This window comes from Burkholderia sp. 4M9327F10, from assembly GCF_005503145.1.
In the GTDB taxonomy this organism is placed as follows: domain Bacteria; phylum Pseudomonadota; class Gammaproteobacteria; order Burkholderiales; family Burkholderiaceae; genus Paraburkholderia.
The window spans coordinates 17,632-36,550 of sequence record NZ_SCNV01000065.1 but is presented as its reverse complement, the minus strand read 5'-3'; the positions used below and the strand labels follow the sequence as shown (position 1 = coordinate 36,550).

Annotated in this window: 16 protein-coding genes; 6 read left to right on the top strand and 10 right to left on the bottom strand. The window is 58.9% G+C overall.

Features of this window, described 5'->3' with window-relative positions; all coding sequences use genetic code 11:
* Window positions 1-18: 18 nt before the first annotated feature.
* A complete protein-coding gene (locus FFS45_RS35200; RefSeq protein WP_137959239.1) occupies window positions 19-1,242 on the bottom strand; it encodes an FAD-dependent monooxygenase in 1,224 nt (407 codons plus the stop codon).
* 95 nt (window positions 1,243-1,337) lie between these two features.
* Here FFS45_RS35200 and FFS45_RS35195 point away from each other — a divergent pair, with 95 nt between their 5' ends.
* Together FFS45_RS35195 and FFS45_RS35190 are read left to right on the top strand one after the other, a co-directional pair.
* Entirely contained in the window at window positions 1,338-1,928 is a 591-nt protein-coding gene (locus FFS45_RS35195) for a TetR/AcrR family transcriptional regulator (RefSeq protein WP_137959238.1), read from the top strand.
* Window positions 1,929-2,416: 488 nt separating this feature from the next.
* Entirely contained in the window at window positions 2,417-2,920 is a 504-nt protein-coding gene (locus tag FFS45_RS35190) for a GNAT family N-acetyltransferase (RefSeq protein ID WP_249363052.1), read from the top strand.
* Between the two features lie 264 nt (window positions 2,921-3,184).
* Here the strand turns inward: FFS45_RS35190 and FFS45_RS35185 are convergent, their stop codons facing one another.
* A complete protein-coding gene (locus FFS45_RS35185; protein ID WP_137959237.1) occupies window positions 3,185-4,210 on the bottom strand; it encodes a phosphotransferase in 1,026 nt (341 codons plus the stop codon).
* Between the two features lie 492 nt (window positions 4,211-4,702).
* Here FFS45_RS35185 and FFS45_RS35180 point away from each other — a divergent pair, with 492 nt between their 5' ends.
* Window positions 4,703-5,443: a Type 1 glutamine amidotransferase-like domain-containing protein gene (locus tag FFS45_RS35180; protein WP_137959236.1), complete on the top strand. Its 741-nt coding sequence runs from the start codon at window positions 4,703-4,705 to the stop codon at window positions 5,441-5,443.
* Window positions 5,444-5,595: 152 nt separating this feature from the next.
* Here the strand turns inward: FFS45_RS35180 and FFS45_RS35175 are convergent, their stop codons facing one another.
* Window positions 5,596-6,507, bottom strand: a complete 912-nt coding sequence (locus tag FFS45_RS35175; RefSeq protein ID WP_137959235.1) for a LysR family transcriptional regulator — start codon at window positions 6,505-6,507, stop codon at window positions 5,596-5,598.
* A gap of 201 nt (window positions 6,508-6,708) precedes the next feature.
* Here FFS45_RS35175 and FFS45_RS35170 point away from each other — a divergent pair, with 201 nt between their 5' ends.
* Window positions 6,709-7,896 (top strand): SGNH/GDSL hydrolase family protein, encoded by a 1,188-nt coding sequence (locus FFS45_RS35170; RefSeq protein WP_249363054.1) that lies wholly within the window; start codon window positions 6,709-6,711, stop codon window positions 7,894-7,896.
* A 59-nt stretch (window positions 7,897-7,955) separates the two neighbouring features.
* Here FFS45_RS35170 and FFS45_RS35165 read toward each other — a convergent pair whose 3' ends face one another.
* The 6 genes from FFS45_RS35165 to FFS45_RS35140 form a co-directional block, all read right to left on the bottom strand.
* Entirely contained in the window at window positions 7,956-9,200 is a 1,245-nt protein-coding gene (locus FFS45_RS35165) for an MFS transporter (protein ID WP_137959233.1), read from the bottom strand.
* Between the two features lie 224 nt (window positions 9,201-9,424).
* Window positions 9,425-10,045, bottom strand: a complete 621-nt coding sequence (locus FFS45_RS35160) for a nucleotidyltransferase domain-containing protein (protein ID WP_137959232.1) — start codon at window positions 10,043-10,045, stop codon at window positions 9,425-9,427.
* A gap of 318 nt (window positions 10,046-10,363) precedes the next feature.
* Window positions 10,364-10,867 (bottom strand): prolyl-tRNA synthetase associated domain-containing protein, encoded by a 504-nt coding sequence (locus FFS45_RS35155; RefSeq protein WP_137959231.1) that lies wholly within the window; start codon window positions 10,865-10,867, stop codon window positions 10,364-10,366.
* 78 nt (window positions 10,868-10,945) lie between these two features.
* On the bottom strand, window positions 10,946-12,358 hold the full coding sequence (locus tag FFS45_RS35150; RefSeq protein ID WP_137959230.1) for an aspartate ammonia-lyase: 1,413 nt from the start codon (window positions 12,356-12,358) through the stop codon (window positions 10,946-10,948).
* Window positions 12,351-13,334 (bottom strand): LysR family transcriptional regulator, encoded by a 984-nt coding sequence (locus FFS45_RS35145; RefSeq protein WP_137959229.1) that lies wholly within the window; start codon window positions 13,332-13,334, stop codon window positions 12,351-12,353. The genes FFS45_RS35150 and FFS45_RS35145 overlap by 8 nt, the downstream gene beginning before the upstream one ends.
* Before the next feature lie 67 nt (window positions 13,335-13,401).
* Window positions 13,402-14,796 (bottom strand): MFS transporter, encoded by a 1,395-nt coding sequence (locus FFS45_RS35140; protein WP_137959228.1) that lies wholly within the window; start codon window positions 14,794-14,796, stop codon window positions 13,402-13,404.
* A gap of 627 nt (window positions 14,797-15,423) precedes the next feature.
* Between FFS45_RS35140 and FFS45_RS35135 the strand changes: the two genes are divergently transcribed.
* Complete coding sequence (locus tag FFS45_RS35135) at window positions 15,424-15,951, top strand: Rrf2 family transcriptional regulator (protein WP_137959254.1); 528 nt, start codon at window positions 15,424-15,426, stop codon at window positions 15,949-15,951.
* Between the two features lie 573 nt (window positions 15,952-16,524).
* Window positions 16,525-17,733 carry an NAD(P)/FAD-dependent oxidoreductase gene (locus FFS45_RS35130; RefSeq protein WP_137959227.1) on the top strand — a complete coding sequence of 403 codons (1,209 nt, stop codon included), beginning with the start codon at window positions 16,525-16,527 and terminating at the stop codon, window positions 17,731-17,733.
* A 265-nt stretch (window positions 17,734-17,998) separates the two neighbouring features.
* Here FFS45_RS35130 and FFS45_RS35125 read toward each other — a convergent pair whose 3' ends face one another.
* On the bottom strand, window positions 17,999-18,883 hold the full coding sequence (locus FFS45_RS35125; RefSeq protein WP_212745788.1) for a LysR family transcriptional regulator: 885 nt from the start codon (window positions 18,881-18,883) through the stop codon (window positions 17,999-18,001).
* Window positions 18,884-18,919 lie beyond the last annotated feature (36 nt).

Below are 18,919 nucleotides of genomic sequence, written 5' to 3'. Positions count from 1 at the left end.
ATGCTCTAAACGTCATCACTAAGCCCCCTGGGTGTAGTCGGGTAGCGTCAGCGAGTTATGCACCTGCCTCGATTGCTCTGCCCGCGGCGGCGCCTTCCCCGACGCCTGCATCGCAGCTAGCGCAGCGTTGCGGGCATCGAGTTCTGCCTGCGTACGGGGCATAAGCAGACTCCCGCCCGGCTTGGCGAGCGCTTGGTTTGCTTCCATGAAAGGCCGCGTTATCCGTTCGTACGAAGCAAATGCGTCAGCGTGATCCGGATGCGACGCCAGTTCGCCGGCAAGCACATACGCGCCAACCAGCGCCAGGCTGGAGCCCTGTCCCGACAAGAATGAAGGCGCGTGAGCGGCGTCGCCGACCAGCGCCACACGGCCGGACGACCAGCGTGGCATGTGGATCTGACTGACCGTGTCGAAAAAGAGATCGTCCGCGCGCTGCATGGCTTCGACGAAACGACGAAATATCGGCCCTCCATGACTGAAAATTTCCGCCGTCCGCTGGCGTTGCTTGTCGGCGTCCGTGTTCGAATGAAACGGCGGTTCATCAGCAGCGAAGTTCAGGAAGGCCTGGAGCGTATGACTGTCGCCAACCGCATACACGCCTGCGACACGGCCCGGTTCGGCATAGACGACGGCTTCGCGCGAGAGGCCAGCATCGTTTGGCACCGAGAAGAGGTTGAAGCAAAAACCGAGGTATCGGTTGAACGGTGCTTCCGGCCCGAACACCAGGGCGCGCGTGTTGGAATGCATGCCGTCCGCACCGATCACGATATCGAACCGCTGCGCCACCCCGCTTCTGAAGCGAACGTCTACGCCGGCGCCATCGTCGTACAGCGCTTCGATGGAGTCATTGAACCGGTAGCGGATCTGCCGGTCGCGCGTGAGACCGTACAAAATCGAAGTCAGTTCGCCACGCGGCAGCTCGATGTGACGAGTGGTCACCCCACCAGCCAGTTCCTCCGGCGCGATGGTGGCGATCGGATTGCCGCCGGCATCCACGAATGTCAGCTTCCCGGTGTCGATATGGGCGGACCGCAGTTGCGAAAGCACGCCCATGCGTTCGACGACATCGATTGCAGTGCCACGTATATCGATAGGGTAGCCGCCGCTACGAATGGTGTCCGAGCGCTCCACCACCGTCACATCGAAGCCATACCGGTCGAGCCAGTAAGCCAGTGCCGGCCCGGCGATGCTGGCCCCGGAGATCAGGACCGAGCGGGATTTGAAACCTTGCGCCTCGAACATAGGATTTCCCCAATCAAATAAGGTACGATGTGCATCTTATTTGATTGGGATCAAGAGTTCAATAGGATGCAGAGTGAATCTTAAATGGGGGCACCATGAATACTGACAAAGCCGGACGGCGGCGAGGCACCCAACTGGAGGACGCGATCCTTGACGCCGGCTGGGCAGAACTGATCGAGCGCGGCTACGGCGGGCTCACGCTGGAGGGCGTCGCGAAGCGTGCGGGCACGAGCCGCCCTGTGCTCTATCGGCGTTGGCCGAGCCGCACCGCGCTCGCAACGGCTGCGCTGGCACGGCATTTTGCGCAGAACCCGATCGCCGTCCCCGATCTCGGCAGCGTCCGCGACGAAATCAGCCTTCTGCTTCGGCGGTTGTCCGACCGTGCCCGGCCTGATCTGATCAGGCTGGTTTTCGACATGCAGAAGGACCTGGCGGACCAGCATTCCAACCTGGCAACCATGAGGGCGCAGATCAGGTCGCAGATCGTTGACTCCGACGTCATGCAAACCATCCTGGGACGCGCGATTGATCGTGGTGAGATCGCCGCTGCCCGCCTTACCCCGCGAATCGTTGCGCTTCCAACCGACCTTGCGCGCCATGAGGTTCTGATGACCTTCGAGCCGCTGTCGGACGAAGCGATCAGAGAGATTGTCGATGAGATTTTCCTGCCGCTGGTCAGCCATTGATTTGACCAGGACCGTGCGAGCCGTGGCGATTTTCTGGTCGATCGCGTGATGGCGGGATACGTGTAACGAAGGTCCGCTGTCCGGACAGGCCCGACGTTCCAACATCCTCACGATGAAGCATGTGAGCGGCCGTTTGTGGCCGAACCTAGAAGTTCGGCTACCGCCCGTCAGTCAACTACCCGTCCCCGGCATGAACTTCCCTTGCCGACCCGAAGCGGTCGTTCACGCTCCCGAGAAGTGGCCATTCAACACTCGGTGAGGGCGTAGCCAGTCGCCACTGGCTACGCTTCCGGCGTGTGGATGCGCTCCATCTTCAATGCCGGCGCTCTTGTATCGCGTGGGTGAATGCAACTGTGTTGGTAACAGCAAAGGCACTGTACATGTCAAACGAAGGGCCGCGCCTTCAGAATGTTCGATAAACCTGTTGAGCCTAGAGTCAGGTTGACTCACGGTGGTGGCGCCACTAACAGGGGATGGCGCACCTATCGATGCAGCTTGATAGTTACCCGATAAAGCTCATCGCCCATCGCCAACTCCACGAAAAGGATACCGTGACCATGACTATCGCTGGATACGAAATTTCGACTGATGCGGCGCGCCTCGACCACGAGATGATTTTCAGGTTTCTGTCGGAAGATTCGTATTGGGCCGCGGGCATACCTCGAGCGGTCGTCGAAAAGTCGATCGCTAATTCGCTGTGCTTCGGCGTCTATTCTCCGACGGCGCAGGTCGGCTTGGCTCGCGTCGTCACCGACAGGGCAACGTTTGCACTCGTCGCCGATGTGTTCATTCTCGAGGCACACCGGGGCAAGGGTTTGTCGAAATGGCTGATGCACGAAGTGACGCAACACGAAGATCTTTCGGGCCTTCGTCGTCTCCTGCTGCTGACATCGGATGCACATTCGCTCTATGCGCAGTTCGGTTTCACCGAGATCGGGAACGCATGGCGTTTCATGGAGATTTTGCGACCGGACGTCTACAAGCCGTCATGACACATATCCGTCGCTTCGCACCTGCCTCGTCAACCGGCACGCGCCTTTACGACAGCACCCACCGCGCCACGCGCCGGGCGGTTGACGACGATTCACGTTCACGGATCGAATGACCGCAAGTGGCCGGTCGCCGCCTGTCTACGATCGGCATGCACCGCTCGAACCTCACAAGGTCGCGATAGGCAGCACGCGATCCTGAACAGTCCTTCGAAAAAGCCGTTAGGAGCCGTTGGGTGCAGTGACATTCGGGTGTAGCTTTGAGCATCAAGGGGTTTCGAGTGCGCACCACTGATCGAGCTTGTCCGCCTGTTTTTGCAGCCATTTTGGCGGAAGCACCGCGGAACCCCATTCGTCGCCGCGACTCGCATACTCACCCAAAAACCAGAAATGCCGCGCGGAAACAAACAGCGCTATAGCCGAAAAATCCGTCGGAGACAGTGGCGACACCTCGCGATAGCCATCGACGAAGCACCTCCATCGCTCGCTCTGCTCGGCGCTTAGCTCGATTTCCTTGCTGTTCAATAACATAGCCCAAAGGTAGACCGCGAGATCGTATGCAAGGTAACCCGGGCCTCCGTCGTCGAAGTCGAAAAACGAACCAACACGGCGACCGTCCGAAGAACTTGTCATAAACGTGTTTCCGCCATGGCAGTCACCGTGGCAGAAGACCATTGTCAGTTGCGTCGTTGCTTCGATTTTCGCGATCAGGTTTGAGGCCATTTCTCTCAGGCGTCCCGAAAGGACCTCGTCCATCGATGCGTGATTCAACAGCCGTTGTAACGGCCGACTAACCAGATGCTGAAGATCCAGCACGTAATGACTTGCCGGCCCGCTATAACTTCGCGCTAAACAATGCAGAGTAGCGAGGCTGGCAGCCATCGTTTTCGTGTCCTGTAAGTCGGCACCGGGAGGATCGCCTGCCAGGAACTCAAATACGACAAGCGAACGGCGGCCTTCCGCTGCGTCGACTTCGATACTCAGCGCGCCCGTGTTCGTGGAAAGCGGTGCTGCCACATCGCCACCCGCTGCCTTCAGATGGCAAAGCAGTGAGGTTTCGTAAGCGACGTTTGATTCTCCCCGCGCTCGACGCGAGCTCAGGCGAGCTATCTTGCTGCAGCCATCGGCAAAGCGAAGAAGATAGACATCGTTGAATCCTCTTCTCAGCAAGCTACATTCGAACGGTGAGTCAAACGGATATGCCGAGGCGATGAAATCGCGGAGGTCGTTTCCGTCTATTGTCGAATACGTGGCGCGGAGTGGCTTGGAGGATATGAACCCAAGATCTTCCATACATACGCTCCCGAACTGGTCTGATCGAGCATTGTGCGTGCGTTTGCTTTCAACAAGCAATCGTCGAAAACCGCTTTGATTGTCAACGAGTTAGAGCTCGGTCCTGAATGACTCAAACTGGCCGAAACTGTTGAAAAACCGCCGCGTGGCTTTCTCAATTCCCCGGCGAGAAAAGCGACCTCTCGGATCGCCCTACAAACCGCTCGCGCAAGCCAATCAAGGATAGAAAAACCTCTGAAAACCTGGCGAAAACGACAGTCATCGACTTTTTCAACAGCATCGACCCATAACGCGCCTCCCTGACGACCCCAATGAGGTAATACCTGAAGTGTGCCCAACGCGGGCATGAAGCCAGGCCCGTGCCGGAATACCGCTCAGCCGCCACCGTAATCCACATCTGAAAAAATAAAGCGGACTATTGTCGAATACGGCGGTCGCCGTTCGTCAACCTGATGAGTTGCTAAACATGCTCATACAAAGGAGGGAAACCGCATGAAATTTCTTTTGACGTCCGGCGGCATCACCAATGCCAGCATCCACGCCGCACTCGTTGATCTGTTGGGCAAGCCCATCGCCGAGTGCAGCGCCCTCTTCATTCCGACTGCCATGTATGCCTATCCGCGACATGCTGCCATGGCGTGGCAGGCGTTCGCTGGCAAAGCGCGAAGTCCGTTATGCGAACTGGGCTGGAAGTCGCTGGGCGTTCTGGAACTCACCACACTGCCGAGCCTCTCTGAAAAAGACTGGGTCCCCCTGGTGGAAGAAGCGGATGCCCTGTTGGTGTGGGGCGGTGACCCTATCTATCTAGCTGAATGGATGCGTCGTTCCGGCCTCGCCGAGCTATTGCCTTCACTGCGAAATGAACTGGTTTACGTGGGCGTTAGCGCCGGTAGCATGGCGGTGTCTTCGACATTTTCAGAAAGCTACAACCAGCCACCCAGCGTTAATCGCGATGCGCTGAAGTCTGAGAACTTCCTGTTCGCAACTGCAGAAGGCGACGTCACAAACCTCCTGGTCACGGCCCACGGAGCAGGTTGGGTCGACTTCGCATTGATCCCGCATTTCAACAATCCGAATCATCCCGATGCATCCTTGGAGAATGCTGAAAAATGGGCCGCCAGGATACCGCTGCCGGTTTATGCCATTGATGATCAGACCGCCATCGCAGTGAGCCATGATGGCGTCCAGGTTGTTTCCGAAGGTCAGTGGAAATTGTTTTTGCCGACTGCGTAGAGGGGCGCACGCGTGGTGGTGAAAAAAAGAAAGCGCGCCAACGGCGCGCTTTTTTTCAAAGGAAAATCACCTGTTTGACTAAAGGCGGCGAGCCGTCCAGCGATGAGCAGCGTGACAGGCGCTTGAACGATAGAGACAACACGGCGGGCGGTCTAGATTCGACCGATATCCACCCTATCTGCCAGAAAGTCCAGTAATGCACGCACGCGCAGCGGCACGTAGCCACCCTGACCGACATAGACGGCGTGGATTTCCTCCACATCGCCTGGATTGCATCCTTCAAGCACCGGCAGCAGCCGGCCGGCGGCAATGTCGTCGCGTACCTGAAAAGCAGCGAGGCGTGCCAGTCCCAGTCCAGCCAAAGCCAAATGGCGTAACGCTTCGCCATCGCTGGCTTGCGCGTTACCGGTTACCGGAAGCACGACATCTTCGTTCCCATGCCGCAGCGGCCAGCCTGGCTGCGCTCGCGCGTAGTTCGCCCCCAGGCGATTGTGCGCAAGCAGATCATCGAGTGTAGCGGGCGTGCCGTAGCGAGTCAGGTAGCCTGGTGCGCCCACGATCACCATGCGCGTGTCGCCCAACTTGCGCGCCACCAGGTTCGAGCTTTTCAGCGGACCGGCGCGCACGGCCACATCGGTACGTTGCTCCAGGATGTCGACGAGCTCATCGGTCAGCACGATGTCCAGCGTCACGTCGGGATGACGATCCAGGAATTCGGGCGCTAGCGGCAGCAAGAAGTGGTGTCCGAAGGGCACGTTGGCATTCACGCGCAGACGACCGCGAGGCGCGGTATTTTCGCTCGCACATCGTTCGGCTTCTTCCAGGTCCGCCAGGATGTGCACACCGCGTTCGTAGAACGCGCAGCCTTCAGGGGTGAGTTGGAACTGCCGGGTGGAGCGGTTCACCAGGCGCGTGCCCAGGCGTTGCTCCAGGCGTGTGACCAGTTTGCTGACAGCCGAGGGCGTCATGCCACAGGCACGTGCGGCGGCAGAGAAACCGCCCAGCTCGATGACGCGCACGAACACTTCCAATTCGCCGGATCGGTTGACTTCCAGACGGGCCACGACCGTCTCCTTGGTGAATTCAATTCACAAATGCTATTCCTGCGGCCACTCTACTCTAATTTGGTCCTTGAATTCATTATTACCGTATCAACGGCTGATGAATTCACGAACATGACGAAATCCAAGAAGCCACTTTTCCATGCCTCGGCAGCACTGACCCTGGCACTGGCGACTGGCAGCGCTCTGAGCGTCGCACCGGCAATGGCGGCCTCGCCGGCCTGGGTAGCAACCTGGCAAGCGAGTCCGCAGCCGGTGTGGGGATCGGACTTCCTGTTTCCCACTAATGTGCCGCCGGTATTGCACGAACAGACCCTGCGGCAGGTAGCGCGCGTCAGCCTGGGCGGCCAACGCTTGCGCATCGTGTTGTCCAACGCCTACGGCAACCAGCCGCTTACCGTAGGCAGGGCCACGATCGCACGGCCCAGCCAGGGCGGTGACATAGTCGCTGGCAGCCTGCGCACCGTGACGTTCGGCGGCCAGGAAGTGGCGAGCATTCTTCCCGGCGCGTCATTGGTCAGCGACCCTGTGGCGTTGCCAGTATCTGCACGCGCACGGGTAGCAGTCAGCCTCTACTTGCCGAAGGTAACCTCGATAAGCACGTTCCATTGGGACGGCCGACAGACGGGCTGGATTGTGCCCGGCGATCAGACTTCGGCATTGGCGCTGTCGAAGGCAGATGGCACCCTACAGAGCACCACGGCCCGGCCGCTGTTGACGGGCATTCAGGTCGAAACCGAACAAGCTGCGCAGGCGGTCGTGGTAATCGGTGACTCCATCACCGATGGCGCGGCAGCCAGCCTCGACAAAGATAGCCGATGGCCGGACTTCCTGGCTGCCCGACTGGCTCCACACGGCGTTGCAGTCGTCAATGCCGGCATCTCCGGTGCGCGCCTGCTCTCCGATGGCATGGGCGTCAACGCGCTGGCGCGGCTGGACCGAGATGTGCTGGCGCAACCCGGTGCGCATAGCGTCATCGTGATGCTGGGCATCAACGATATTTCCTGGCCTGGTACCGCGTTCGCGCCGGATGCACAGCGCCCCACGCTGGACGCCCTGAAGGCAGGCTATCGTCAACTTGTCGAACAGGCCCATGCGAGGGGTGTGCGCGTGATCGGCGCCACACTGACGCCGTTCGAGGGCGCGTTGCCCGGCACACCGCTGGACAACTACTACCATCCGGACAAGGACGCCCTGCGCCAGGAAGTGAATGACTGGATTCGCCATAGCGGCGTGTTCGATGCGGTCATTGACTTCGATGCGGTCCTGCGTGATCCCGCCCATCCAACCCGGATCGCTGCACGCTACGACTCCGGCGACCATTTGCACCCCGGTGATGAAGGCAATCGCGCGATGGCCGAAGCGGTCGATCTCGAAGCATTGCTGAAATAGCCACCGGTCCACGTGGCTTAATCATCAAATTCGATCGGCGGTTTGCGAAAAGCGCTCGATCACTCCGGCGTCGCCAGGCAGTCGCAATCGGCCTTCACTACCGTGCTGCTTCTTCCGAAGCTCGCCAACGCGGCCAGACCGAGCAGCGCAAGCGCACCGCCAAGCAGGAAATCAGGAGGGATGCCGAGCGAATCCACAATCGTCCCTCCGACCAGTGATCCTACCGCAATAGCGACCTGAATGATGCTCACGAACAACGCCGAACCGGCTTCCGGCAGATCGGGGGTTGCGCGCTGAATCCACACGCTGAGACAGAGCGGCAGCGCACCGAACGATACACCCCACAGCAGCACATCAACCGTAACCGCAAGCTGCGAATGCCCCAGCAGCGACATCGACAGGAGCGCGAACATCATCAGCGACACCATCGCCGCCAGCGATGCCTTGAGGTTCCGGTTGACCGTGCTAGAAACGGCGAAATTGGAGAAGAAACCAATCACGCCGAACCCTAGCAACAACCAGGTAATGGTCTGCGTTCCGAAGCTTGCGTTATGCAGCAGAAACGGCGTGACGTAGGTATAGGAACAGAAGTGGGCGCCGAATACGAGTCCCACCATCAGCATGCTCCGGCGCGCATAAGGACGCCGTAGCAGCTCGATCAGGTCTGCAAAACGTAGCGCTGCGCTAGAGGGTAGTGACGGGATTAGCAGTAGTTGCGCGACAAGCGCGATGGCGACCAGCGCACCGGTGGCCATGAACGAGAAGCGCCACGAAGAAAAGCCGGCGATGAACGTGCCCAGGGGCACGCCGATCACGGTGGCGCACGTCACCCCCGTCAGGATTGTCGCGGTCGCCCTTGCTGCGTCTTTAGGCTGCACGAGCCGGCCCGCTGCGGCGGTTGCGAGGGTCCAGAATCCACCCAATGCCGCCCCTAGCAGAGCGCGGCCCACCAGCATGACGGCGAAATTGGGCGCGAATGCGGATAACAGATTGGACGCCAGCAATAGAGCCGTCAGCAACAGGAAGACGTGCCGGCGATCCATGCGCCCGGCGCCCAGCATGAGCCCAGGTGCAGAAAAGGCCGCAATGATGCCTGGCGTGGTAACCATCAGGCCCGCCGTGCCTGGCAGAACATTCAGTTCCCTGGCGACATGCGGCAGTAAACCAACTGGCAGGAATTCCGTGGTCACAAAGGCAAATGCGCCAATCGCCACCGCGCCGACGGAAAGCCATTGGCGTACAGACGACGAACTACTCTTCTCCGGCGCGGGCGTACCCGCCGGCAGATTGCTTTCTACCAACATGGTTTTGTTTGTCCTTGACGGACAATGATTGAATTGGTGCGGACTTGCGTACTAATTCAACCGCACCATCGGGTTAGTGATGAAAACGCTTTGCCTCAGGCGTATGCAGTGCTGTCCTGAGAACGATGCGCCACCATACCATTGCATGATTTCCCTTGCTGACGCGCTGCCAAAGACAACTCTCGGCGTAGGGATGCTAGTTCACTGATCTCGACGGATAGTCGCTACACGCCTTCGAAGGTCACGCCGATTACCTCTCGCACGGCGTCAAGGGAAGCGCCCGGCTTCAGCGCAGTCTCGAATATGCTGAAATGCGTCCCGGCGGTTTCTCTTAGTCTGCGAAAACTCTGTTTGGGGCCCAGGTACCAGTTGCGACGAACGGCAAAGTAGTCCTCGAGCAAAACGAATAAGAGCCAGTGAAGACGGAAGTTCCCCTCGACGTCCCCTTTCGCTGCTCTCTCAAGCATCTTTTCTGCCCAGATTTTTCTTACCTGTAACTCCGTGTTTGGCACATCCTCAGGTCCTGCGTCGAAAAGCGTCTTCACATCATCAAGTACCTTGTCGCCGAAGCCGTCTTTTTGAAAGAGTATTCGCCCGCCGTTGATCCTGATCCAGCCTGGATCAGCTTCGTCATGTGTTGAATGTACGAACAGATCGAGAAACACACCATTCCAACGCGAGGCAACGCGCTGGTGGTCACCGGTATCCCGAAAGGCAATTACGTCAATATCGCTCGTAGCCTCCCAGTCGTCACGTGCGCGGGAACCATAGAGAATCGCCGTGTGGCACCCGTATGTCACACGCAAGTCTTCGGCGAGAGATTCGATCAATTCGTTGTTAGTCATTTTTTTCTACCGGCACGTGGTGGTGATGCCACGATTGTCGAGGATTTGTCCGCAGCGGTCGAACGGACGAAACTGCCCGAACCCGGAAGTTCGGCCAGAGCCTGTCAGTCGGTTACGCGATCTCGACGCGAACTTCTCTTGTGGACCCTAAGCAGCCGTTCAATGTAGTGGATTGTCACTGTCTCATGGTGATGCAGAAGCGGACATTGGTAGCGTATCCGATGCTCGACTTGGGCCGCTGGTCACCTGCTGCCCAAGTCGCTATCTAGAAGAGCATCCGGTAGTTCAGGGACGTGCTACATCGGACCTGATGAGGGGCTACGCCGTAGCCCGCGCCGCGAGCTTCAGCCATTGCGCCGGGTGATCAACGCCAGCGAGGAAACAGTCCAGTCCATCTCTGGAAAGCAATACGCTTGCATTGTTTTCCAGAGGGTGAAAGAGGAAGTCTGATTCGCCTGCCAGGTCAGTATCCAAGACCAGACGAACTTGATTCGCCTCGTCGTTGATCAGCGCGAATGGACTCAGCGAGCCTGTCCGGATGCCCATCAAATCGAAAAGCCTGTCCGCGGACGCGAACGAAAGTCGCTTGCTGCCAAGCGTTTCGGACAGCATGCCGAGATCCAGTGACTTTTCAGCCGTCGTCACGACCAGGAAATGGTGGCCCTTCTTGTCCTGCAGAAGCAGATTCTTGCAACGGGCCCCGGACATATTGAGTTCCAGCGTACCGGACTCAGCCATGTTGAGAACCGGCTCGTGTTCTTCGCATGAGAACGGAATCTTCCATTCTTCGAGGCGCTTCAGTAGATCATTTTTGCCGAGCATGCTGTCGTTTCTCTTTGAATTCCATCGACCCTGAAAGCAAACCAGGGCCGATTACCTTTAGCCGGTCTGGCGAAACACTTAGTCGCCAAACACAGGATGTGAAGCCTTGCGAATTGCCGCGATCGTGTCATCGGGCGAAAGCAAACCCGTCTCGTCCAGAATCGTGACCAGCGAACGACCTTCGGCCACCGATTGGCGAGCCAACTTGCTGACGCGAGCATAGCCAATCGTAGGAACAAGTGCCGTCGCCACGGCCATCGACTCCATCAGATGCTTCTCATTGCGCTCGACGTCGGCCTTGATGCCCTTGATGCATTTTTCACCGAAGCGCTGGATTCCGTTAGTCAGCAGGGAAATGCTGTCGAATACGCGCGATGCCACCACCGGCTCAAAATGGTTGATTTCCAGTTCGCCGTATTGAACCGCCTGTGCAATGGCAACGTCGTTGCCGACCACGGCAAAGCTCAACTGGATCACCGCCATCGGCAACACCGGATTGACCTTGCCAGGCATGATGGACGAGCCGGCTTGCGCCTCCGGCAGCGTGAGTTCGCCTAGGCCACCAACCGGTCCCGATGAAAGAACCGTCAAATCGGAGGCGACCTTCGCGAGCGACACCGCGCAGGTGCGAAGCTCAGCCGACACGCGCGAGAACACGTCCATGTTCTGCATGGCGTCGAATGGATTGGCGGGCGCCTGATAATCCACGCCGGTGACGCTATTCAGGCTCCTGTAGACCGATGTGCGGTAGCCCGCGGGCGCGCCGAAGCCCGTTCCGATCGCCGTGCCGCCCAGGGGAAGCGTGCGAAGCTTGTCCCGTACCGCGACAAGTTCCTCGGCCAGGCGTTCGGTCAGGGAGGCATAGCCGCCGAAGAGCTGGCCGAGCCGCATCGGTTGCGCGTCCTGCAGGCAGGTGCGGCCGAGATGGAGGATGTCGGCGAACTCGACAGCTTTGCCCTTAAAAAGTGCCGCGAGTTGCGTGACTTCCCGGATGAGCGGCCCAAGCATCGCGTACATCGCGATTTTCAGGGCAGCGGGGTAGGCATCGTTGGTCGATTGCGAGCGATTGACGTGGTCATTGGGATGAATGACCGCGTAGCTGCCCGCAGGATGCCCGAGGATCTGCTGCGCGCGATTCGCGATGACTTCATTGAAGTTCATGTTCGTCGACGTGCCGCCCGAGCCTTCCATCAGGTCGACGATCAACGACGAGTCAAATTTTCCTTCGATGACTTCCTTGCATGCAGCGACGATGGCTTCGCATTGCTCGCCGTTGATGACGTCGTTATCGCGATTGGCCAGCGCTGCCGCCCATTTGACCTGAGCGAACGCGTTTCTGAACTCCGGGTAATGCGCGATATTCAGCGGCGACACCGTGAGATTGTCGAAACCCCGGACGCTGTTTACGCCATACAGTTTGTCGCCCGGAATCGAGACTTCGCCGACATAATCGCGTTCGATCCGGTGTTCGCCTTGAGCAAGCTTATTCATTTGCATTCCTTCCGCCAACGGTAATGAGTTGTTCAATGTTCGCGCCGAGCGCTTTCAGTCTCGGCATGAACGATGTCTCGATGACTTCGCGGGCTGTCTCGCACGCGTCGTCGAAAAATGCGTTGTATTCGTCCCGGCGCGCCACCAGATAGAGCGATCGCTCCAGGCCCAGCTTCTCGACCAGATGCGGCGCGACGCGGGCGGCATGCGTGACTCCCTGAAGCAGACACATGGGCGAGGTAATGGCCCAGCCGATGCCTTCCGCCACCATCGACGTCAGCGCGTCCGCGTTATCGAGTTCGAGCCGGTTCGGCGCGCGAACGTCGATGCGCCGCAGGTATCGCTCGATCTGCATCCCTACCTGGGACGTACGGTTAAACCGGACGATGGGAAGGCGGTGAGTCAACATCTTCAGATCGTCGATGGTCTTCACGGGGGAGTCGAGGTTCCTCGGCGTAATCACCAGATAGCGCTCGGAAAACAGTCGATATCGAACGACATCGTTAGCGTCCATCAGCGGATCGCTCGTGACGATCAGATCCAGATCGCGGCGCAGCAGCGCCTCACCTTGCTGCGGGCTCAAACCGGTCCGGATCGACAGTTGCGATACCTTACCCAACAGATTTTTCGTAAATACCGACCCGCATGTCGAGGCGAAGGAATCGACCAGGCCGATACGCAAATCTGGCTTGATGCCTTGTCCCGCTTCGACGACCTGTGCCTTGAGATTGGCGATTTCCTCGCTCAGCACGGCGCCGCGATTTCTGAGCGCAATGCCGAAGGGCGTGAGTGCCATCGGACGGGTCGTGCGATTGACGAGCACGACGCCCAGGTCGTCTTCAAGCTGTCGAATGATCTGCGATACGCCCGACTGGGAGATGCCCATGCGCGCGGCGGCGGCCGACATGCTGCCTTCTTCCGCCACAGCGACGAACACCTGCACCGCGTGCATATCGAGAGGTTTGTTCGACGGCATATCGTGTCCTGATGAGAGAGTTCGTGCCTATGTTCCCGCATTCGCTCCGCCCTCGCACCGCGTATCGTCAGATACGCTTCCTGCCGCCTGGCGTCGATGTTGCGAAAGAGGCGTCATGCTGGCCGGAAGTTTCGATTGCATCGTCTTCGGTGTGATCGGACTTCAGGTCGGAAAGATTCGCGCCACCGGTTTCGGGTGCCATAAACTGGCAGAACACGCCGCCAAAGAGTAGAACTCCTACGCAAACGCCCAGCGCCGTATGGATGCCAACATGTTGCACGGCGAGCGGCAGCAGGAATGTGCTGATGGCCGAACCGAAGCGGCTGGAAGCCACCGCGAGGCCCACGCCGGAAGCGCGCAGATGCGTCGGAAACAACTCCGGGGGATAGACGAACTCAAGGTTCGCCGCTGCCGAGAGCACGCAGGCAAACAGGCCGAAAACGAGCATGGTGCCGGTGGCGCCAAAATTCGCGTAGGTCAGCACGGCAAGTCCGAGCGCCGCAAGATAGAAGGTGCCGAGAAGGAACGCGCGCCGCGAGATGCGGTCGACGAGCATCAGGCCAATGATGGCGCCGGCGAAGAGCAGGACGTTGTAGACGAGGCCGCCCTCAAATTTGTCCTTGACGTGCAGTGCTTCGAGGACCTTCGGCGCAAACGTGCCCAGCGCGAAATAGGGAATCACCTGGCATGTGTAGAACACGCAACCGACCAGGGTATTTTTGCGCCAGCGCGGAGAAAAGAGTTGCGACCATGCGCCTTTGTGCTGCAGGGTTGCCGGCGACGTCGAGGCGAGCGTGACGTCCGTACCAAACCGGCGATGCACAATCGCGAGCGCTTCATCGCGGCGGCCGCGCTTCATCAGCCACATCGGCGACTCGGGCACGATAAGGCGGAACGGAAGAATGAGGAGTGCCGGAACGCCGCTTGCCGCTAGCATGAATCGCCAGGCGTCGGGGCCGATGTCGCGCATGGCGAAGCCTGCGATATAAGCGCCGACATAACCTGCGGCCCATGCCGCAGCCAGCACGCTCAACAGGCGGCCTCGATAACGGCGGGGCGAAAACTCGGTCACGAGTGATTTACTGACTACGTAGTCGGCGCCGAGGATCAGCCCGAGCACGAGACGCAGGGCCAGCAATTGCGAAGGCGACGTCACAAAGTATTGCGCGGCGGAGACGACGGCAAACAGCAACATGTCGTAGGCAAAGATCGTGCGCCGGCCGTACCGGTCGGCAATCGGACCAGCCAGCACGCTGCCGAGAAACAGACCGGCCAGCGATGCCGCGCCGAGCAGCCCCATCCACAGGGCGTCGAGATGCAGCGGGCCGACGGCCATGCTGACCGCGATGCCGATGATGCCAAGAACGAAGCCGTCGCTGAATTGCCCGCCGGTCCCGCTGAACGCGACTCCAACGTGAAATGGGCGAAGCGGCACGTCTTCGAGTAATACCTGTCTGTTCACAATCGTCTCCTGTCTCCGGGCGGTGCTTCATGCACCTTGGATCGGAGTGTAGGACGGTGATTTCAGAAAAACAGCATGCGATCAGACAGTATCACTAAATCTAATACTGCGCCGCAGTAGCGCTGAATCCGGCTCGATTTCTCGCTATTCGGTGCCGGTCAAGCTGCAGGTACGCCGAGGTAGTGCAGGGCTCCAAATGTCCCTTCGAACTGGACTATCGCTGAGCTTTTTCTGGCAAAGGGAGTACGAAAACCAGATTCCGCTTTCGCCAATGGCCGCCGAGCGGAGCACAGCGGTTGTTCAACCGGCAGACTTGTGCGCTGGCTGAATGACGGTTCGTGGCCGACTGCCACCTCGCCCGGTCGGCCGTAATCGACCCGGAACAGCCCTACGGTCTGCCTCTGGGGAGCGTCTCGACCGCGTTCAAGAACGGCCATTCCGGTTCGCTCACGCGCCGCCGTAACCGGAGGTGGCAAGCCGACTCTACCCGGTTCCGCGGCACGCAAAGACTGGAAACGTTCTTGGCCGACACCTTCTACCGGCGTGCCGGATCAGTTGATTTCATTGCAGAACACGCCTGATTCCGTTATGCTAAAATACTACGACACATTAAGTCCTAGTTTAAAGATGTCTCATATTAGTACAGGCGTAGAATACGCATTGCACTGCCTCCTTTACCTTGCCGAATCGCCAGCCGGGGTAAAGGAAGCGAGTGTGCGCGACCTCGCGGAACTCCAGGGCGTTCCCACGGATTATCTGGCGAAACTGTTCACCAAACTGGCGAAAACCGGACTGGTAGTCGCCACCGAGGGAGTCCGCGGGGGCTTCGCGCTTGCACGGCCAGCCGAAGATATTACTGTCGCACAGGTCGTCGAAGCGATTGACGGTGACAAACCGCTGTTCGATTGCCGCGAAATACGTTCGCGATGCGCCGTGTTCAACGATCAGGCGCCCGATTGGGCGACGCGAGGTGTCTGCTCGATCAACGCGGTGATGCAAGCCGCCCAGAACTCCTTACGAGAAGAACTGCAAAAGCATACGCTGGCCGATCTCGCGCACCGGACGATCGCCAAGGCGCCGGCCAGCTACGGACGTCACGTTGTGAAGTGGTTCGCTGATCGATCGGCTAGTCGTCGCAGCGAGGATCGCGAATAGCCGGGCCGATATATGTCCGGCTCGTCGTAAGCCGAGCGGCCGTGCCACATCGACGGTTGGCAATCTCGCCGCCTGTCTATGCCACGCGCTGACCATGGGTCATGGTTACCCGGCGCGGCGTGCCCCCCGCCGCCACCGACGCGGTAAAGCCTACAGCACCCACAACAGCCCCCACATCCGGACAGGCTCGAGTCCAAAAGGACGCGAGCCTGTTTTCATTCCAGTCTCCCCGCTACACGTTCCCGCGCACATTTGCGTGGTCTCCTGTTTTGCCCCAGTTAGTACCCCATGGGCGAAAAATCGCCCCCCTGCCAGCACTCAAGCACTTTTGCAGCATCAACGCAGCTTTTCGCATGTTGAGCATCGGTCGAAAATTTCTTGCGTTCCTTAACTACGACTCATAGAATCGTAGTTAAGGAACGATGCAGCGGAAGACACTCCTACTGGCACCATGAAGGGCACGACCATTTCGTCAATTCAGGCAGCACCGAGCCGCTCTATCAACCTTATGTGGCGAACGGATCATGACTTCGTCATGAGCAGACACAGTTTTTAATGAATAGGACTACTAAGATGAAGCGAATTCTAGTTATCGGCGCCGGTTTCGCCGGCATGTGGAGCGCATTGAGCGCCGCACGGTTGATCGACGAGCAACGCAAAACGGACGTGGAAATCTGGTTGGTGGCACCTGAACCGAATTTGCATATTCGCCCCCGTCTTTACGAAGTAAACGCCGCCTCAATGAAGGCGCCACTCACCGAAATTTTTCGCGAAGCAGGTGTGAACTTCATCCAGGGTACCGTCGATCGGATTCACCCGGACCGCGATACTGTAGACGTCGTCACAGCTGATCAAAACAGATCGACGATTCAGTACGACCGCCTGGTTCTCGCCACCGGCAGCCGGCTGTTCCGTCCACCAGTACAGGGGTTGGCAGAACATGCATTCAGCGTCGACCAGATTGACGAAGCGGCCGAACTGGAAGCGCACATCAAGGGTCTGGCAGATCAACCGGATACGCCGGCGCGCAACACCGTGGTAGTCGCGGGTGGAGGTTTCACTGGCATTGAGACCGCCGCCGAGATGCCTGCTCGTCTGCGCGCGGCGCTCGGGGAAGAAGCCAATGTGAACGTCATCGTCGTCGAGCGCAATCCTGCGATCGGCCCAGATCTCGGCGCGGGTCCGCGTCCAGTGATTGAAGAGGCGCTCCACGAACTGGGTGTGACCTTGAAACTCGGCTCGGCAGTGTCGTCCGTTGACCCCAACGGCCTGACCACGTCTGACGGTCAGCGCATCGAGGCCAAGACCGTTATCTGGACTGCTGGTGTACGGGCAAGCGCGCTGACGGAGCAGGTGCCCGCCGAGCGCGATCCCGCAGGCCGGCTTTATGTGGACTGTTATCTGCGCGTGAAGGGCTTGAACAACATCTTCGCAACAGGCGATGTCGCGTATGCAGCAACGGATGACGAGGGCAACTACGCGATGATGTCCTGCCAGCACGCAATGAATCTGGGCCGTTCCGCTGGACACAACGTCGCCGCCGATCTGGTCGGCGCCGAGATGATTCCATACGCCCAGCCGAAGTACGTGACGTGTCTTGACTTGGGTCAATGGGGCGCAGTCTACACAGAAGGATGGGATCGCGCAGTAAAGTTGGTCGGCCAGGAAGCGAAACAGCTCAAGACCAAGATCAATACCGAATGGATCTATCCGCCGGCCGCGGGTGCGGCGCGAACTGAAGTATTCGCTGCCGCTGATCCTCGCCGTATCGTCGTTGCCTGATCAACTATCAGCAGACATTCGCCAACCGACTGCGATGGACCGCAATTGGCCGACTTCCGCCTCACCCGGTCGGCCGTAATCGACCCGAAGCAGTCTTTCAGCTCGATCTGCGTGACCGTCTGCTATTTCGTAACCGAAGCGAACGTACTGGCAACGCCGCTCTCGCATCGATAGCCGCGGTAGCTGGATGAACGCTATCTGGCATTGTCATTTTGGTGAGCACGGACTCGGACTATTACGCGGGGAACATCTCGACCCCACCGCCCTACAGATCTTGCGCCGCAATCCTCTCCGCAAGGAAGTCGATAAGTGCTCTCACCCGGCGAGGCAGGGATCGACCCGCAACCCATACCAGGTGCACCGGAACGGGTTTCGGCTCGAACTCGGCGAGCACAACGTCCACCGCTCCTGAATCCACAAGACTGCGCACCTGCCACAAGGGCGCACGGGCGATTCCGTGGCCGGCCACAGCGGCCATATTGCAGGCATCGGCATCGTTCGCCCGTAACCTGCCATGTACCTGCACGGCCCGTTCATCCGTACCGAACTCCCAGATGTCCCGAAGCGGGTCTTGGCGAAGAATGCACTCATGACTTGCGAGATCCGATGGGTCGATGGGATAGCCGTGTGCGATGAGGTACTCCCGGGAAGCGAACAGCACACGTCGAAATTCAGTGACCCGTCGCGCCCGGAGGTTTGAGTCCGGAAGCTTGCCTAGACGAACTGCGAGATCGATTCCTTCACTGGCAAGATCGACATGCCGCTCGGAAAATAGCAGTTCAACGCTGACGCCAGCATGTCTCTCCATGAAGGCAGTGATCTGAGGAACAACGTATTGCACACCAAAGGAAGATGGTGCAGCAACGCGAATGGAACCGCGCAACTGGACGTTCTGTTCGATCAATTCGTCTCTGGCCGAGTGGATTTCGTTTAACGCTGGCCGAATGCGGCTGACAAACGCAAGACATGCCCGTGTCGGAAGTACACGGCGTGTGGTTCTCGTGAACAGCGAGACGTTGAGTTGTTGTTCGATACTCGCAAGCGAGCGGCTAATTGCCTGTAACGAACGTCCAAGCGATTTTGCGGCCGCGGTCAGACTACCATGGTCGATCACCGCCAGTAGCACTTCATAATCATCACCTGCTGCCATCGTGATTCTCTCGCTGATCGGAAGAATGCCTATTGG

Excerpts from the sequence above, each read along its gene's own strand:
- FFS45_RS35200 (WP_137959239.1), bottom strand. The coding sequence starts at position 1,242 with ATGTTCGAGGCGCAAGGTTTCAAATCCCGCTCGGTCCTGATCTCCGGG.
- FFS45_RS35195 (WP_137959238.1), top strand. The coding sequence starts at position 1,338 with ATGAATACTGACAAAGCCGGACGGCGGCGAGGCACCCAACTGGAGGAC.
- FFS45_RS35190 (WP_249363052.1), top strand. The coding sequence starts at position 2,417 with ATGCAGCTTGATAGTTACCCGATAAAGCTCATCGCCCATCGCCAACTC.
- FFS45_RS35185 (WP_137959237.1), bottom strand. The coding sequence starts at position 4,210 with ATGGAAGATCTTGGGTTCATATCCTCCAAGCCACTCCGCGCCACGTAT.
- FFS45_RS35180 (WP_137959236.1), top strand. The coding sequence starts at position 4,703 with ATGAAATTTCTTTTGACGTCCGGCGGCATCACCAATGCCAGCATCCAC.
- FFS45_RS35170 (WP_249363054.1), top strand. The coding sequence starts at position 6,709 with ATGGCGGCCTCGCCGGCCTGGGTAGCAACCTGGCAAGCGAGTCCGCAG.
- FFS45_RS35165 (WP_137959233.1), bottom strand. The coding sequence starts at position 9,200 with ATGTTGGTAGAAAGCAATCTGCCGGCGGGTACGCCCGCGCCGGAGAAG.
- FFS45_RS35160 (WP_137959232.1), bottom strand. The coding sequence starts at position 10,045 with ATGACTAACAACGAATTGATCGAATCTCTCGCCGAAGACTTGCGTGTG.
- FFS45_RS35155 (WP_137959231.1), bottom strand. The coding sequence starts at position 10,867 with ATGCTCGGCAAAAATGATCTACTGAAGCGCCTCGAAGAATGGAAGATT.
- FFS45_RS35150 (WP_137959230.1), bottom strand. The coding sequence starts at position 12,358 with ATGAATAAGCTTGCTCAAGGCGAACACCGGATCGAACGCGATTATGTC.
- FFS45_RS35145 (WP_137959229.1), bottom strand. The coding sequence starts at position 13,334 with ATGCCGTCGAACAAACCTCTCGATATGCACGCGGTGCAGGTGTTCGTC.
- FFS45_RS35135 (WP_137959254.1), top strand. The coding sequence starts at position 15,424 with ATGTCTCATATTAGTACAGGCGTAGAATACGCATTGCACTGCCTCCTT.
- FFS45_RS35130 (WP_137959227.1), top strand. The coding sequence starts at position 16,525 with ATGAAGCGAATTCTAGTTATCGGCGCCGGTTTCGCCGGCATGTGGAGC.
- FFS45_RS35125 (WP_212745788.1), bottom strand. The coding sequence starts at position 18,883 with ATGGCAGCAGGTGATGATTATGAAGTGCTACTGGCGGTGATCGACCAT.